15 protein-coding genes are annotated in these 16,854 nt (G+C 32.8%); 13 read left to right on the top strand and 2 right to left on the bottom strand.

Annotated features, from left to right (window positions below):
• The first annotated feature begins 13 nt into the window (after nt 1-13).
• The 6 genes from trhO to JK636_RS12310 all read left to right on the top strand — a co-directional run bounded on the left by trhO (nt 14) and on the right by JK636_RS12310 (nt 6,030).
• Nucleotides 14-1,015 carry an oxygen-dependent tRNA uridine(34) hydroxylase TrhO gene (gene trhO / locus JK636_RS12335; RefSeq protein ID WP_202749314.1) on the top strand — a complete coding sequence of 334 codons (1,002 nt, stop codon included), beginning with the start codon at nt 14-16 and terminating at the stop codon, nt 1,013-1,015.
• A 125-nt stretch (nt 1,016-1,140) separates the two neighbouring features.
• A complete protein-coding gene (locus tag JK636_RS12330; protein WP_202749313.1) occupies nt 1,141-2,139 on the top strand; it encodes a DUF7847 domain-containing protein in 999 nt (332 codons plus the stop codon).
• A complete protein-coding gene (locus JK636_RS12325; RefSeq protein ID WP_202749312.1) occupies nt 2,108-2,773 on the top strand; it encodes a hypothetical protein in 666 nt (221 codons plus the stop codon). Before JK636_RS12330 ends, JK636_RS12325 begins: the two co-directional genes overlap by 32 nt.
• Nucleotides 2,763-3,758, top strand: a complete 996-nt coding sequence (locus tag JK636_RS12320) for a DUF4350 domain-containing protein (protein ID WP_202749311.1) — start codon at nt 2,763-2,765, stop codon at nt 3,756-3,758. The genes JK636_RS12325 and JK636_RS12320 overlap by 11 nt, the downstream gene beginning before the upstream one ends.
• On the top strand, nt 3,734-4,699 hold the full coding sequence (locus JK636_RS12315; RefSeq protein ID WP_202749310.1) for an AAA family ATPase: 966 nt from the start codon (nt 3,734-3,736) through the stop codon (nt 4,697-4,699). The genes JK636_RS12320 and JK636_RS12315 overlap by 25 nt, the downstream gene beginning before the upstream one ends.
• Before the next feature lie 17 nt (nt 4,700-4,716).
• Complete coding sequence (locus JK636_RS12310) at nt 4,717-6,030, top strand: DUF58 domain-containing protein (protein WP_202749309.1); 1,314 nt, start codon at nt 4,717-4,719, stop codon at nt 6,028-6,030.
• 108 nt (nt 6,031-6,138) lie between these two features.
• Here JK636_RS12310 and JK636_RS12305 read toward each other — a convergent pair whose 3' ends face one another.
• Nucleotides 6,139-7,095 carry a stage II sporulation protein M gene (locus JK636_RS12305; RefSeq protein ID WP_202749308.1) on the bottom strand — a complete coding sequence of 319 codons (957 nt, stop codon included), beginning with the start codon at nt 7,093-7,095 and terminating at the stop codon, nt 6,139-6,141.
• A gap of 77 nt (nt 7,096-7,172) precedes the next feature.
• Between JK636_RS12305 and JK636_RS12300 the strand changes: the two genes are divergently transcribed.
• Entirely contained in the window at nt 7,173-7,865 is a 693-nt protein-coding gene (locus JK636_RS12300) for an RDD family protein (protein ID WP_202749307.1), read from the top strand.
• A gap of 47 nt (nt 7,866-7,912) precedes the next feature.
• Here the strand turns inward: JK636_RS12300 and JK636_RS12295 are convergent, their stop codons facing one another.
• The gene (locus JK636_RS12295) at nt 7,913-8,827 is read right to left on the bottom strand and encodes an AraC family transcriptional regulator (protein WP_202749306.1); all 915 of its coding nucleotides are present in this window, start codon (nt 8,825-8,827) and stop codon (nt 7,913-7,915) included.
• A gap of 123 nt (nt 8,828-8,950) precedes the next feature.
• On the opposite strand from JK636_RS12295, the gene JK636_RS12290 reads away from it, so the two are divergent.
• The 6 genes from JK636_RS12290 (at nt 8,951) to JK636_RS12265 (ending at nt 16,813) form a co-directional block, all read left to right on the top strand.
• Entirely contained in the window at nt 8,951-10,033 is a 1,083-nt protein-coding gene (locus JK636_RS12290) for a glycoside hydrolase family 15 protein (protein ID WP_202749305.1), read from the top strand.
• A 46-nt stretch (nt 10,034-10,079) separates the two neighbouring features.
• The gene (locus tag JK636_RS12285; RefSeq protein ID WP_202749304.1) at nt 10,080-11,369 is read left to right on the top strand and encodes an extracellular solute-binding protein; all 1,290 of its coding nucleotides are present in this window, start codon (nt 10,080-10,082) and stop codon (nt 11,367-11,369) included.
• 72 nt (nt 11,370-11,441) lie between these two features.
• Nucleotides 11,442-12,404 (top strand): carbohydrate ABC transporter permease, encoded by a 963-nt coding sequence (locus JK636_RS12280; protein ID WP_202749303.1) that lies wholly within the window; start codon nt 11,442-11,444, stop codon nt 12,402-12,404.
• A gap of 16 nt (nt 12,405-12,420) precedes the next feature.
• Nucleotides 12,421-13,254, top strand: coding sequence for a carbohydrate ABC transporter permease (locus tag JK636_RS12275; RefSeq protein ID WP_202749302.1), 834 nt, complete (start codon nt 12,421-12,423; stop codon nt 13,252-13,254).
• Nucleotides 13,255-13,272: 18 nt separating this feature from the next.
• Complete coding sequence (locus JK636_RS12270) at nt 13,273-15,105, top strand: glycoside hydrolase family 66 protein (protein WP_202749301.1); 1,833 nt, start codon at nt 13,273-13,275, stop codon at nt 15,103-15,105.
• Nucleotides 15,106-15,124: 19 nt separating this feature from the next.
• Nucleotides 15,125-16,813 (top strand): glycoside hydrolase family 66 protein, encoded by a 1,689-nt coding sequence (locus tag JK636_RS12265; protein ID WP_202749300.1) that lies wholly within the window; start codon nt 15,125-15,127, stop codon nt 16,811-16,813.
• The last annotated feature ends 41 nt before the right edge of the window (nt 16,814-16,854 follow it).

Raw genomic sequence — 16,854 nt, 5'->3', positions numbered from 1 at the left:
ATTGAAATATAAAATGAATAAGCCGTATAGAGTTTTATTATATTATAAATTTGTGAAGATAGAAAATGCTGAGGAATTTGCCAAGGAACATTTAGAGTTATGCAAATCACTTGGATTAAAAGGGCGTATTTTAGTTGCTGAAGAAGGCATGAACGGAACAGTTTCAGGTACCATTGAACAAACAGAAGTTTATATGAAGACAGTTAAGGCAGACGAAAGATTTGCAGATATGGTGTTTAAAATTGATGAGGAAGAAAAAAATGCCTTCAAAAAAATGTATGTAAGATATAAACCTAGTATAATAACACTTCTTCCAGAGGATGATGTAAATCCTAATGAGATTGTGGGGACATACTTAAAACCTAAGGAATGGATGGAAATGATTCAAAGAGATGATGTTATTATAGTTGATGGAAGAAATGACTATGAATATGAAATAGGTCACTTTAGGGGAGCTATAAAAGCAGAGGTTAAAAACTTTAAGCAGTTTCCTGAATGGATAGAAAATAATTTATCAGAGCATAAGGATAAAAAAATATTAACCTATTGTACAGGCGGTATTAGATGTGAAAAGCTTACTGGAGTTTTCCTAAATCAAGGTTTTCAAGATGTTTATCATCTTGAAGGTGGAATAGTAACCTATGGAAAGGATGAGGAAACAAAGGGAAAGCTGTTTGATGGAAAGTGCTATGTTTTTGACGAAAGAATTTCTGTGAAGATTAATCAAACAGAAGAGGACCTTGTGATTTCAAAATGCAAGCACTGCGGAAAACCAAGCGACAGATATATAAATTGTACAAATGATGACTGTCATGACCAGCATCTATGCTGCGAGGACTGTGAGAAGATACACGAAGGCTTTTGCTCCGAAGATTGCAGGGAACACATAAGGCTTCATCCTGAAAGAGATGCAAGAATAAGGCTTAAGGAAAAAATGAAGGTTTATAAAAAATATAATCAAAGCCACCAAAGGCTTATGGAAGCTTCAAAAAGATTGGAAAAATTAGAAGCATAATATTAAAAGGTGCTGTCACAAAACGATTAAACCCTGCGTGTTAAACTGTTTTGTGGGAGCCCCTTTTTATTTTTTGTTAATTATAGTAAAATATAGATTAACATGAATATGATAGGAGATTTTATATGGGCATAATGAATCTTTCTGAAATAATGGATAAATCCATTGAAACCTTAAGAAAACATGTAAAAAGTATTGCACTTTTTACTGTAGGATATGGAATAATAGCTTTTTTACTAATAATAGCCTTGGTCATTGTAAGCGCAATCCTTTTGGCACTGGGGGGGATTGTCTTTAGTTCCTCTAGAAATATGGCCGCTCCTGTAATTCTTATTTCTATAGTAGTAATTTTAGGAGCATCCTTTACGGTAAGTCTTTATTCAGGAACTATAAAAATAGCAAGTCAGGAATATTTAGAAGAAAGTATTTTTGCACACGATGCTATAAAAGTTTCTTTTAAAAGTATCTTTAAAGTTTTTGTGATTATTTTATGTGCAGCAGTTATGTTTATTCCAGCAGGCGGACTAATCTATTTAGCAGGAAAAAAGTTTTTCGGAAGCTTCGACAGAACTTTTTTAATGATGAGTGCATTGAACGGAAGAATAGTACTTATGGTTATTTTCTCAATAATATTTGTATTAGCAGTAATTTTTATAATATCAGCCTACGCTGCATGGTTTTCCTTTGCACTTCATGCTCTTGTAGTTGAAAAAAAGGGTCCCTTTGCTTCGATAAAAAGAAGCTTTAAGCTGGTCAGAAAAGATTACTGGAAGGTGTTTGGAGCCTCTGTTTTATTTAATCTAGTAGTCTATGCAATAAGAATATCTATAGAATCTCTAATTGCTCTTATTGCAAGCGGGGTGTATATGCTTGGAAAGATATTAAATATAAATCAAGATTATACAACTTTTCTAACCTCTGTGTATACCTATATTAATTGGCCTCTAAACTTAATTTTTTGGATGGTAATAACTCCAATTGCTGCTATTATGCTTACCATGCTGTACTTTAATCAGAGGTTTAAGAAAGAAGGGTTTGACTTGGAACTTAGACTTAAGGAAATTGAAAAAAATGATGAAAGGAAACAATTAAGTGAAACTGTTGAATTTAATAATTCCATCTAAAAATGAATTTGACAACACTGTTCATAGTATCCTAAAAAGGCCTGATTACAAGCATCTTGACAACGCCTTAAGAGATTTTATACAAAAGGCAAAGGATACTATAAAAGATTGGCTTTTAAAGCTTTTAAAAAAAACTTTTAATAACCTCAGCAATCCGGGACAAATATCAGATACTTTGTCTACTGTATTTATGATAATTGGTATTGTTGTAATACTATCAATTATTGTAGTTATAGTCATAAAGATAAATAAAACCTTCGAAAAGAAGAGGAAGGTTACAGAAATACTTGGTGAAAAAATTGATGATAAAACAACTCCGCAAAGCTTAAGAAAGAAAGCTTCAGATTTTATAAAGTCGGGAGATTTGAGACAGGCTTTACGTTTTGATTTTATAGCTCTTCTTTTACTAATGCATGAAAAGAATTTAGTATACCTTGATGAAGCGAAAACCAACGAAGAAATTTATAGATTCTTAAAGAAAAATAGTTTCTCAAGGCTTCCTTTGTTTAGAAATTTAATAGATATATTTAATTATTCCTGGTATGGTCATAAGGATACTAGCGAGGAAGTTTATAAAAATTGGAGTGACAGTTTTAATTTACTCTGGAATGAGGTGATAAAGCATGAAGGTTAAAAAGTATAGAGAGCTTATTATCTTTATCATTTTAATTCCTGTATTTTTACTTGCAGCATTCTTTGTATCAAGCAGGATGGAAAACCAGCTTCCAGCTTATTCTGTAATAAACAAGTCTTCTTTAGGTTCAAGTGTTTTTTATGAAGCTATGAAGAAGCTGAATATGCCTGTTGAAAGGGTTTTAAAACCAGTAGAGGAACAGGACTACAGTACAATTCAAATTGTAGTTCCCGGAGGAAAGTTTGACATAAATAGTCCCTCCATTAAGTCCTGGGTCAATAAAGGCGGTGTATTAGTCCGTTTGGCTGCAGGAAATATTCATATGGTTGATTATGGAGTAAATCCAGATATAAGAGGTAATATAACAGTTTATAATTATGGAAAAGGAGCTGTTATAACCTCAGATGCAGCTTATATAACAAATAAGGCTCTATTGGAAAATACGAGCAATGCTTACAGCCTTTTAAGCGAGGTATCAAACTTTAATAACAGAAAAATATATTTCAATGAAACTAATCTGTTCCAGGCTGCTGTAAAAGTATCTTTGTGGGATTTTATACCTTTATGGGGAAGATTTTTAATATTTCAGTTTGTTCTGTGTCTTGCTGCCTTCTTCTATTATAAAGGAAAGCGCTTTGGGAGGCCTATAGCCTTATATGAAGAGGTTGAAAGAAGCGAAAATGAATATCTTTTTTCCGCGTCTGCTTTATACAGACAGGCAAAAAGCTATGATTTGATAGCAGAAAGCTATTATAAAAATTTGCTGTATCAGATAAGGCATACTCATGAAAATTGGCTGGAATATTGGGAAAGAGAAGAACTACCAGCTTTGAATAAGGCGAAACAAGCTTATGAATTTATGAACACTTCAAAGGTAAAAAGAAAGCCAAAGGAGTATATACAAATTATAACTACTATTGAACAGTTAAACAGGATATTAAAGAAGAGGAGAGATTCATATTGGAAAGCGTTGAAAAAAATATAGTTAAAGAGCTTGCTCAAAAAATAGATAATGAACTTAAAAAGGTTATAGTAGAACAGGAAGAGCTTATTGAACAGTCCATAATAAGCCTTTTGAGCGGAGGACATGTACTTTTAGAAGGGGTGCCGGGGCTTGCTAAGACACTTATGGTTAGGGCATTGGCCAGAACACTTTCATTAGATTTCAAAAGAATACAGTTTACTCCTGATTTGATGCCTGCAGATGTAACTGGAACAAAGATTTTTAATATGCAGACAAGAGAGTTTGAACTTAAAAAAGGACCTATATTTACTAATCTTCTTTTAGCTGATGAAATAAATCGTACACCGCCAAAGACACAGGCAGGACTTTTAGAAGCTATGGCAGAGCAGACTGTATCCATTGATGGAGAAATGCACCAGCTTCCTTCTCCTTATATGGTATTTGCTACGCAAAATCCTCTTGAATATGAGGGAACCTACCCTCTTCCAGAAGCTTTAGTAGATAGATTTTTAATGAAAATTATAATAGATTATCCTTCAAATAATGCAGAAAAAGAAGTTTTAAAAAGACATAATGAGGGCTTTTCAAGCATTGATTTAGATAAGGTCAATTTAGAAGCTGTATGCAAGGCAGAGGATATATTAAAATGCAGAGAACAGGTAGAGAAAGTTAGAGTAGATGAGGAGCTTTTAGAATACATTGTAAAAATAATCTCTGAAACCAGAAATAATCCTACTATAGATATTGGAAGCTCACCTAGAGGATCTATTGCACTATTGCAGTGTTCCAAAGCATGTGCTGCTTATAATGGACGTGACTATGTAATACCTGAGGATATAAAGAAAATGGCTGTGCCAACTTTAAGGCATAGAATAATTTTAAAGCCTGAGCTTGAACTTGAAGGGGTTAAGCCTGAACAGGTACTTGGCGATATACTATCAAAAGTTAAAGTACCAAGATAGAGAGATGGGTGATAGTATTGAGTATTACCAGAAGATTTATTTATTTAGTATCCTTTGGAATTGTAATTTTAACCTTAGGCATAGTTCTAAATAACTCACTAACAATATTTATATTATATAATTTATTATGTGCAGTTCTTTTAATAATAGACTATTTTATTTCTCCAAATGAAGCTGATTTATTTATAGAACGTGTGGGAGATGAAAATTTATCTATATATGAAAAAGAGGCTATTGAATTTGAAGTTTTTAATAAAACAAGCAGAGTACTTAAGCTTGAACTTGTTGATGAAATACCTGAATTTCACTTTGAAACGCAGAACAAAATAATGAAAGGTTTTGTAAAACCTCATGAAAAAATAAAATTCAACTACTTTGTATTACCAACTAAAAGAGGAGCCTTTACTTTTGAAAAACTGCATGTTAAATGCGAGGGGAACTTAAAGTTATGTACTAAAATATTTAAGTTAAACTTAGATAGAGAATATAAGGTTTATCCCAACTTAAAAAACTTAAGAAAATATAGATTAAGCGTTGTCAATAACCGTCAGCTTAAGCAGGGACAGAGAAACCTAAAAATACTTGGAAGAGGAACTTCATTTGAATCCTTAAGGGAATATGTATCTGGAGATGAATACAGAAAAATTAACTGGCCTGCTACAGCAAGAAGCAACAAGCCTATAATAAATCAATATGAGCCGGAAAAAAATCAACATGTTTATATGTTTATAGACACGGGTAGACCTATGAGCTATACAGTAAGGGGCTATAGAAAGCTTGATTTAGCGGTTAATACAGCTTTAGTTTTATCAGATATAGTAAATCAAAACGGTGATCAATCAGGACTGCTGCTTTTTAATACAGAGGTTGACAATATGATAGCTCCCGGAAAAGGAGCAGCTCATAGAAATAAAATATTGGAATCTTTATATCATGTAGATTATACAAATCAGACTTCAAATTATGATGATGCCTTTTACCATTTTAAAAGAAAGGAACGTCATAGAAGCATAGTATTTATGTTTACTGATTTTGAAACTGTTGAGGAAGCTGAAAATATTTTAAAGGTACTTCCTATAATAACAAAAAATCATCTGGTAGTTATAATACTGATAAAGAATGAAAGCTTAGAACAAATAAGTTCTCAAAATATTAAAAATCAGGAAGAGATGTTTGATAAGGGAGTGGCCCTAGAACTTTTAAGCGACCGGAAAAAGATAATTAATCTTTTAAACAGAAGAGGTGTTTTCTGCATTGAATGCCCCGCAGAAAAAGTAGAATTGGCAGCCATTAATCAGTATGTGGAGATAAAGAACAAAAACCTTCTTTAGAATGCATAACTCAACACGGAAAGACGGCTTAATTAAAAGAGTAGTAAACACAGAAGTAAACAGACTATAAAATATCCGTGTCTTCTGTGTTCTCTTACTATTCCGTGTTTAATTCTTCATTTTAATAACGTATGGTATTGAAAAATAGGCTATAAGCACCACTGCTGTGATTCCTGCAAAGGCAAGTTTTATATCAGCAGATATATTAAGCGGAGTAAAGAAACCTTCGATAATTCCAGCAATTATAAGCATAAAAACAACTCCCATAATAAGGGATACAGCTTTTTTAGAACCATCTATTAATGCGTGCTTTCTAGAGTAGTCTCCAGGAAGCAATAGATGTTTGGCAATTATAAGTCCCGCAGCTCCTGATATGAATATTGCTGTAAGTTCAAATACGCCATGAGGAAGAATCAGAGACCAAAAATTTTTAGGATCTCCGTACATATACATAAGAGCAGTTAATGAACCAAGGAGTGCGCCATTCATAAAAAGAACATACATTGTACCTAATCCAAGAGTTATGCCAAAGGCAAAGGCTTTCAGTGAAACTGTTATATTATTTACCATGATTTGGCTAGACACTAACGGGTAGTTCCATTGACCGCCGCTGCCAGCCTTTCCGCTTTTAACACCTTCTATCATGTCTTGAGGCAGAAAGATGGAGGCATTATTTGAATTTAGCGCAGTTAGTATAAGACTTAAAGCTACACCAAAAGCAAAAAAGCCAAAGGAGCTTAATAAATACCATTTATATTCTTTAAGTAGTCTTGGAAATTCAAAGCCAATATACTTTAATACAGCTCCAGGGGAAAACTTTCTAACAGCGTAAACATTGCTGTGGCATTTGCTTACTAAAGAATTCAAATAAGTCACTACACTGCTTTGAGGATAATGAGTTCTGGCATAGGCTAAGTGATGGCTTGATTGTCTGAAAGTACTTAAAAACTTTTTAACATCACTTGAAGGCAGGGTTTTGATACCCTTTTTATTTATAATAGCTGAGAGTTCTTCAAGCTCTCGCCAGGTATTTGAATTAGCTTTAATAAATTGTTCTTCTTTCAATATATTCACCTCTTGTATATTTTACCAGATTGAAAATGAATTGTACATAAAATGGAAAGAAGTAAAGGAGAAAATCTATGAAAAAAATCAGAATTACAACTCCAGAAAATATAGAAGTTGAATATACTTTAGCTGACGTAGGCTCACGTACTGCTGCTGTGGTTATTGATACACTTATCCAAAGTGTAATATTAATTCTTCTTTTAGTTGCGATTGTTTTAATAAGATATTTTTCGCCAAGGTTTTGGGAAGGTTATTACGGATGGATTATAGGTGTTTCTCTTATCGTAAGCGCATTAATAATTTATGGATACTTTATTGTCATGGAGCTTAATAATAATGGACAGACTTTAGGAAAGAAAGTTATGAAGCTTAGAACTATTAGAACTAACGGCCAATCAATTACACTGAAGCATTCAGCAATTAGAAACCTTTTTAGATTATTCGTGGATATGCTTGGGATAGGAGTATTCTTTATATTCTTCAATAAACAGCACAAAAGAGTTGGTGATATGGCTGCATCAACTATAGTCATTGCTGAAAATGATAAAGCTAGACCTGTTACTCTAGAAGATTTACAAGAAAGCAACAGCAATTTTGAATATTATATTTCTAAAGAAGAACAGGAACTTATCAGAGATTATCTCGAAAGAAAAAACAAAATGGAAGACTGCGAGAGGCTTCAGGAAGAATTGAAAAAACATTTTAGAAAAAAATTTGAGACTTTAGATATATTAAGCGATTTTCAAAACTTTATTGATAGTTTATAAAATAGGGCGTAAATAGTTACTGTTAAAGTAACGCTATTTACGCTCTTTTATATTTTAGTTTCACTTCTTAATTTTAAGTACTGAGATGGAGTCATTCCTGTATGCTTTTTGAACAGCTTGCTAAAGTAATAAGGGTCCTCTATACCTACAAGATAACCTACCTCAGATATTTTTATAGGAGTGGTATCCAGTAAATCTTTTGCCTTGTTAATTCTAAGTACATTTAAATAATTTACTATAGTATAACCTGTCATCTTTTGAAATACTCTGTTTAAATAATCATAGTTTGATTCAAATGCTTTCTCTATTTCTGTACTTGTAATTTTACTTTGATATTCAGCATTAAGATAATTTTGTATATTTCGGCATTTGGCAAAGGCTTTTGAGAAGTGAGGTTGAGAATTATCTATTTTCGTAGAAGTATAATCTCTACTTATTTTTATGAGTATTTCCAGTAATTTTAGGGAAGCAACTCTTTTGTAACCTTCATATTTTTTATAGTAGTCATTATCAGTGTCTACCAACATAGCCATAAGTTCATTTTCGTTTTCATAATGATAGTATTTAGGTAAGTAAAATATAGGATCGGTGTCAGTAGTTTCCTCAAGATGCTCGCTTGCTAGTGAATCTTTTCTTTTAATAACTAATTCTTTAGCTATTTCATCATGAGACTTGTCAGTAACCAAACTAATTTTTGTATGTTTAAAATGAAAGTAATAATAGTGGCATATAGCCTCCTTATAACCGGTATGTTCTATATTGGGTTCAAGGAGTAAAATATCTCCCTTCAGTAAGTGGTATTCTTTATCTCCTTCTCTTATGAACAATTCTCCACTTTTTACTATATATAACAAATACTCATCTATTATTCTTGTAAAATGACTCCAAGGTTTATTATAAGACACATGACCAATGAGTCTAACTGATGGAACAATACTTGTATCTATTGAAAGCAAGTTCATATTGGTCCCTCCATTTATATAGAAAGTCGGAATTATACAAAGAAAGTATTAATGATACATTCAATTATATTGTATTACAAATTAAAATTAAATCAATAAGTAAGCAAACTTTAGAAAAAGGAGTTGATTAGTATAGCTGATTTAAAAGACAAAAGCATTAAAATTATAACCTCTAATCAACACTATTCAGGTTCTTACGTTGCTAGTCCTAATTTTAGTATTTATAATTACTGCTGGATTAAGGATGGAGCATTTACAGCATACGCAATGAACCTATGGGAGGAAAATAATTCTGCAGATAAGTTTTTTGAATGGTCTCATAATGTGATCTTAAAACAGGATTTAAAACTTAAGAGAATTTTAGAAATGAAAAAAAGGGGAGATATTTTATTAAATGATGATTATCTTCCGACTAAGTATACTCTTGATGGAAATGACTCACTAGATGAATGGCCTAACTTTCAATTAGATGGATATGGTACATGGCTTTGGGCATTATCAGAACGTATAAGAATTTCTAATAACACAAAGTTAGCAGCTGAATATAGAAAAAGCATAAAAATAGTAATTGAGTATTTAATAAACTTTTGGGATTATCCTTGCTTTGATTGCTGGCAGGAAAATGGTGAAAAAATTCATACATCAACCCTTGCTGCTATATATGGAGGATTAAAAGCAATAAGTAATTATATAGAAGATGAAAGGCTTGAACATACTGCCAACTTGATTAAACAATATGTTATAGAAAACTGTATAGCAGATGGAAGACTAAAGAAGTGTATTGATGATGAAAACATAGATGGAAGTTTGCTTTGGGCAGCTGTTCCTTTTAATCTGTTTAAAGTAAACGATTTTATAGTTACGAATACAGTTAAGGAAATCGAGGATAAATTGGTAAACAATATTGGTGTCCATCGATACCTAGGAGATACTTATTACGGTGGTGGAGAATGGATAGTTCTATCAGCTTCACTTGGCTTATACTACTGCAAAGTAAATGAAATAGAAAAAGCAAAAGATATTCTTAGATGGATTGAAGATAAAGCAAAAGAAAATGGAGAGTTAAGTGAACAAATTTTAGAACATGTAAATGATGAAAATTATATAAAAAAATGGAGAAGCCTGTGGGGTGATGTAGCTTCGCCAGTATTATGGGCTCATGCAATGTATTTAATTTTACTGTATAATATTAAAAAATTTAGCTAACTAAAGCGCTAATAACGCTAAAAAATATAATTATAGGGGGAAAAATATGAAAAATAAAAAACTTTTATCATTAATTCTTACAGGTTTAATAGCTTCCTCGTTGCTTGTTGGCTGCGGAAGCAAGGCGCCTGCTCAAGATCAGCAGTCAGCAACAACTACTGATGAGACGAAGCTAAAAGGTGAAATAGAAATGTGGAGCACTTTCACAGATATTGAAAATAAGGTATTAACAGATAAAATAGTACCTGAGTTTAATAAGAAATATCAAGATATTAAAGTAAAAATTACACCAATGCCTGGTGGAGATGACTATAAGAAACAAATACTTCAAGCAGCTATGAGTGGAACCACACCGGACTTGGCAAGAACAGATATTGTAGATGTTGCTCAATATGCTAAAGAAGATTACTTAGTAGCAGTTGATTCTATGCCTGGATTTGATGATTTAAAGAAAGACCTATATGAGGGACCGGTGAGCACAAATTTCTACAATGGACATTATTATGGAATACCGCTAGATACCAATACTAAGATTGCTATATATAATAAGTCAATGCTTACAAAGGCAGGCTTGACAGAAGCACCAAAAACTATGGATGAACTTGAAAAATATGCTGAAGCAGTAAAGAAAGATAAAGTAATGGGAATAGGTATTGCAAACATAGATACTTGGGGAACAATGCCATACTTCTTATCGCTTGGAGGCAAGGTTACAGACAAGACTAATACAAAAGCTTCAGGCTTCTTAAACAGCCCGGAAAGTGTTAAGGCCCTTGAAAAAATAGTTGAGTGGAATGATAAAGGGTATGTGGCAAAGAGTTTACTTGGTGGAGAAGGTTCCTGGGAAGGTTTTAATGCAGGACATTATGGTATGATAGATGACGGCCCATGGTGGTTCCCAGCTAACAAAGATCAAAAGTTAGTTAAAGACAATGTAGTATTTGCTCCAATTCCTAAGGGAGATGGAGGAAGCATTTCCATAGTTGGAGGAGAAGATACAATAGTATTCAAGGCTTCAAAGAATCAGCAGCAAGCAGCAGCTTTTGCTAAGTTCTTAGCTTCAGATGAAGCACAAACAATATTTGCTACCGAGCTTGGTATGATGCCGGTTAATAAGAAAACAGCTGAAAAGCCGGTAGTTAAAGATAATGCGATGACAAGCGTTTATATGACTCAATTAGCTTCAACCTGGGCAAGGACTCCAAGTCCAAAATGGTCAGATATTTCATCAGCTATAAGAGATTCTTTTGAATTAGCAGTTAGAAAAAAAGCAACTCCTCAACAAGCTTTAGATGATGCTTCCAAGAAAGTTGATGCATTATTGCAGCAAAAATAAATTATTAGATAGAACTAAGGATTAAGGGGTCTCTCTTAATCCTTAGTCATAAATTTAAGGAGAGTGAAATGGTTGATAAGTAAGGATACAATTGCTTTGCAAACTAAGCCTAAAAATAGAAAATTTAAAAAGCAGCACCGAGAAGCTTTAGAAGGTTGGGCTTTTATTGGAATAGGTTTTTTACTTTTCGTAGTTTTTGTGGCATATCCTCTTTTAAAAAATGTTCAAATGGCATTTATGAATTATAGTGTTAATCCAAATAAACCAAGCACTTTTGTAGGACTTGATAATTTTAGAAAGGCATTTTTAGGGTCCGGAGTTTTAAATGAAAGTTCTAAGTTTTATCTGTCTTTAAGAAATACATTACTTGCAGTATTAGTTACTGTTCCTGCTCAGTGGTTTTTGGGAATGATACTTGCTGTAGCAATAGAAGCGATCTCTAAGGGAAAGGTTTTGTATAGATTTCTATTATATATACCAGTCATATCAGATTGGATAGTTGTGGCAGTATTATTTAAGTATATTTTCCAGGATACAAAAGGAGCTTTAATTAATTCAATACTTCTTAATCTACATCTTATCAAAGAACCTATTATGTGGCTTCAAAATGAGTGGACTGGAAATATTGTTATTTGGGCGCTTTGCATATGGAAGGGTATAGGATGGGTAATGATTATGTATACAGCAGCACTTCAAGATCTTCCAAAGGATATATATGAAGCTGCAGATGTAGATGGAGCATCAAAGAGACAGCAAATGTGGAAAATTACTCTGCCCATTCTTGCATCAAGAACTTATTTTATTATAATCAATTTGATAATCGGAGCCTTTAACATAATGCTTCAGGTAATGCTTATTACTAACGGCGGACCGATGGGAAAGACTGATGTTTTATTAAACTATATGTACAATAAAGCATTTTCAAGCTTCGAATTTGGTTATGCAGCAGCTTTAAGCATGGTAATGGGGGCTGTATTAATCGCCATTTCTCTAGTACAGAGAAAAATAACAAAGAATGTAGAAGTTGAATTCTAAAGGAGGAGAGGGAAATATGGTTCAAAGTAAGTTTGGTAAGCTTTTAATACATTTAGTGCTTATAGTAGTAGTTATATTCTCATTACTTCCGTTTTTGAATATGATAACTACCTCCTTGATACCTAATACTTATGTTCTGCCTTCAGAACCTCAGATAATTCCTAAACAATTTTATTTTGGAAACTATGTTTCAGTTTGGAAGGGAGAGCATTTTTCAACATACTTTGCTAATAGTGTATTTGTTACAGCAGCCACTACAGTATTAGTGTTGTTTATATCCTCCTTGTCAGCCTACGGGTTTGCAAGATTGAATTTTCCTGGAAAAAAGGTAATATTTAATATTTATATATTTTCTTTAATGATGCCTGCAGTACTTGCTTTGGTTTCACAATTTACAATTATTAAGGCTTTAGGTCTAGTAGATACTTATACAGGATTATTACTTTTATATGTAAGTGGCGGAGTAGCAGGAAATACTTTCTTCTTAAAAGGCTTCTTCGAAACTATTCCTAAAGAATTGGAAGAATCCATAATAATGGATGGAGGAAACAAGTGGACAATATATAAAAATATAATTATACCACTTTCAAAACCGGCTTTAGCTACTATGGCTATTGGTACTTTTTCGGGAACTTGGATGGAAGTATTTACAGCACTTGCAATTATTAAAACTCAATCAAAGAGAACTCTTCCAATTGCGATAAAGCTTTTACAAAACGGTAAAGCAACGCAATGGGGAATAATATTTGCTGCTGCAATATTAGTTTTAATACCTATTATTTTAATTTTTATTATCTTTAACAAGCAGTTTATTAAACAAGGTGGAAATCAAGGAGCTGTTAAAGGTTAATTTATGGGGAGGATTAATTTGAAAAGAAAAGTTATATTAGGTATAGCTATTGCGTTATGCCTTGGGGGAGGGAGCTTTACCGCTTATAAATATAAAACCTTTAAAGCTGATGAAGCTGCGAAGATTTTAAGCAGTAACGGTCTTATAAAGGATGTTTATACAGATAAGTCTAGATATAATCCAAATGATACAGTTAATTTTAAAATCGAGTTAAACAATAAACTAAATAAGAATTATAAAGGCATTTTAGAAGTTTATTTCAAGCATTTAAACAAAACAATCGAAAAAAAGGAAATTAAGGTTTCTTTAACTAATAATGAGGAAAAAACTATTGAGCTTTCTTGGATAGCACCACAGGAGGATTATCAAGGTTATCTTGTAGAAGTATATGCAGCGCGCGGCATAAGCGTTGATGACCATAGAAATACAGCCGTGGATGTATCTTCTACATGGGATAAGTTTCCGAGATATGGCTATTTAGTCGAGTTCCCTGAGCAGACTAAAGAAAAAACTGCTGAAGTAATTGATAAAATAAATAAGTTTCATATAAATGGGCTGCAGTTTTATGACTGGCAGAATGAGCATCAGAAGCCGGTACCCGGAATTACTGATAATATCCCAAGGTCATGGAAGGATATAGCTAATAGAGACATTTACTTTCATACTGTTAAAGATTATATTGATGCTGCGCACAGTAAAAATATGAAAGCTGGCAACTATAATCTTATTTATGGCGCTTATGCAGACTATGAGAAAGATGGAGTAAAACCGGAATGGGGAATTTACAAAGACGAAAAGCATGAAGTACAAGATACTCATAATATTCCTTCGGGATGGGCAACTTCATCATTAGCAGTATTTAATCCATCAAATAAGGAGTGGCAAAATTATATATATAATAAAGAAAAAAATGTTCATAAAGTATTAAACTTTGATGTGTTTCATATGGATACCTTAGGTTTTAGAGGAAATGACACCTACGATTATAATGGAAATAAAGTAAATATACCTGATACCTATACTGATTTTATTAACAATGCAAAAAAAGAAATGGGTGTAGGAGTTGTATTTAATACTGTAAATAGATATGGGCTAGAGCAAGTAGCCAAAAGTGATGTGGATTTTTTATATTCTGAGCTTTGGCCCAGTGATTTTCCAAATTATTATTCTTTTAAGGAAACAGTGGATAAAGGATATGAGCTTACAGGAGGAAAGAAAAATACAGTTATAGCAGCTTACATGAATTATGGAAGAGCAAATATGCCAGGAGAATTTAATGAACACAGTGTTAGGCTAACTGATGCAGCAATATTTGCTTCAGGAGGTGCTCACCTTGAGCTTGGTGATACAGGAATGCTTGCAAAAGAGTATTTTCCTAATAAAAACTTAACTATGCCTCAGTCTTTGGTAGCTGCCATGAGAAGTAATTATGACTTTCTAGTAGCCTACGAGAATCTTTTAAGAGATGGTCTTAAGGATATCAATAATATAATAGAGCTGGAAGGAATTAATACAAGCAGTAATGGTACTCAAGATACTGTGTGGGCCTTTGCAAAAGAGAAAAAAGGCTATGAGGTTGTTCAAATGGTAAATCTTTTAGGTATGAGACGTCCTGCCTGGAGAGATGATGGTGCTAATTACAATGCTCCAACCTTTAAAAAGGACTTAAAGCTTGACTATACCGTTAAAGAAGGTAAGGTTAAAGGAGTGTACTTAGCTTCACCAGATATTAATGGAGGAAAATCAATAAGCTTAAAATATACAACCAAGATGGAAAGCGATGGAGAAAAGCTTCATATTGAAGTTCCAGAGCTTCAGTATTGGAACATGGTTTATATTGATAAAGAATAACTTTAGGGATGTGAAAAGCTTGAAAATTATAGATGTTTACCCATTAAAGTCACAGTTTATGAAAAGAGATAAAATACAAATTGTCGTTGAGCTAGAGGAACATATTTTAGAAGGAAGAATTAAGTGCAAGGTTTATAAGTTTCATGAAGTTATTTTAACACTGGAAGAAAATATTGAAAACTTAACAAACAAAGTTTTATTTGAATTTGATATAGATGGACAAGAAGGTATTATGTCTGGCTTTGGGATAGAAATAGAATTATATAAAAATGGAAAGATGATTTATTCTAAAAGTACGGCCTTTGATATTTTAGATTCTTTTAAGTATGCTCCTAGATATGGGTTTCTAGCGGACTTTTCGGCAAATGACTTGGAGGATAAAGAAGACTTAAAGGAAATGAATAAATATCATTTGAATGTTGTTCAGTATTATGACTGGATGTACAGACATCATGATTTAATTCCTAAAACTGATATATTTATAGATCCATTAAATAGAGAGCTTAGTCTGCTTGCGGTTAAGGATAAGATAAATATAGCACATAAATATGGAATGAAAGCCATAGGCTATGGTGCAGTTTATGCAGCTGCTCCAGATTTTTATAAGGAAAATCAAGAATTAGCTCTTTATAAAAATAATGATGAAGTATTTGGCTTTGCTGATTTTCTTTATATTATGGACATAGCAAGAGAAAGCATATGGCATAATCATATCATTAATGAGTTTTACAAGGCTGTTAAGCTGGGTTTTGATGGAATCCACATGGATCAGTATGGTTATCCAAAGGAAGCTGTAAGTAATGCAAATGGGGAAAAGAAAGTTAGATATTTAAGAGAAGACTTCCCGATTTTAATTGATGACACTAGAGAATATATAGAAGGTAAAGGGGAAGAGGTAAGCTTAATCTTCAACGCTGTAAACAATTGGCCCGTTGAAACTGTTGCTAATTCAAAAGAAGATGCAGTTTATATTGAAGTATGGCCGCCAAATGATACCTATCAGGATTTATATAATCTAATAACAAACGCTAAGAAGTATGCTCCGAAAAAGCAGGTTATTTTAGCAGCTTATATGAAGCCATTCTTAGAGGAACTAAATATTCCTAAAGATCAGGCTGAAAATTCAACTTTGCTTACTATGGCGACTATATTTGCCGCCGGAGGTTTTCATCTTCTGTTAGGTGAGAAGAACGGGGTACTTTGCGATCCGTATTATCCAAAATATAGAACAATGGAAAATGAAGATTTTAAAAACAAACTAAGAAGTTATTATGATTTTATAGTTAAGTATGAAGAACTTCTCTATGATTTTGATATTGTTGATACTACAATGGTTAATACTGGCGGAATAAATGGAGAGTATACTTTTAACGGGGTAGAAGCTTCACCAAAGGCTGAGGCGGAAAGTGTGTGGACTTTAATTAAAGAAAAGCCGGGTTATAAGATTATAAACCTGATTAACTATGCTGAAATGAAGGATATGAATTGGAATGTACCTAAGGAAAAATTATCATCTGAAATAAATGATATAGAAGTTTCAGTATTAACTTGTAATAAAGTGAAAGCCGTATATGCAGCTTCACCTGATTTTGAAGAGGGGAAAGCTTTAAAATTAGATTTTAAATATGTTGATAGTGATCAAGGCAGAAAAATTAAATTTATAGTTTCAAAGTTAAAAATTTGGGATCTAGTTTATATTGTGTATTAAATATACTTAATGTGTCAATTGATGTTTTTGACTGACACATT

Origin of the sequence: Clostridium rhizosphaerae, assembly GCF_016765585.1 — a bacterium.
Lineage (GTDB): Bacteria > Bacillota > Clostridia > Clostridiales > Clostridiaceae > Clostridium_AT > Clostridium_AT rhizosphaerae.
This window is presented reverse-complemented; position numbering and strand designations above follow the sequence as displayed.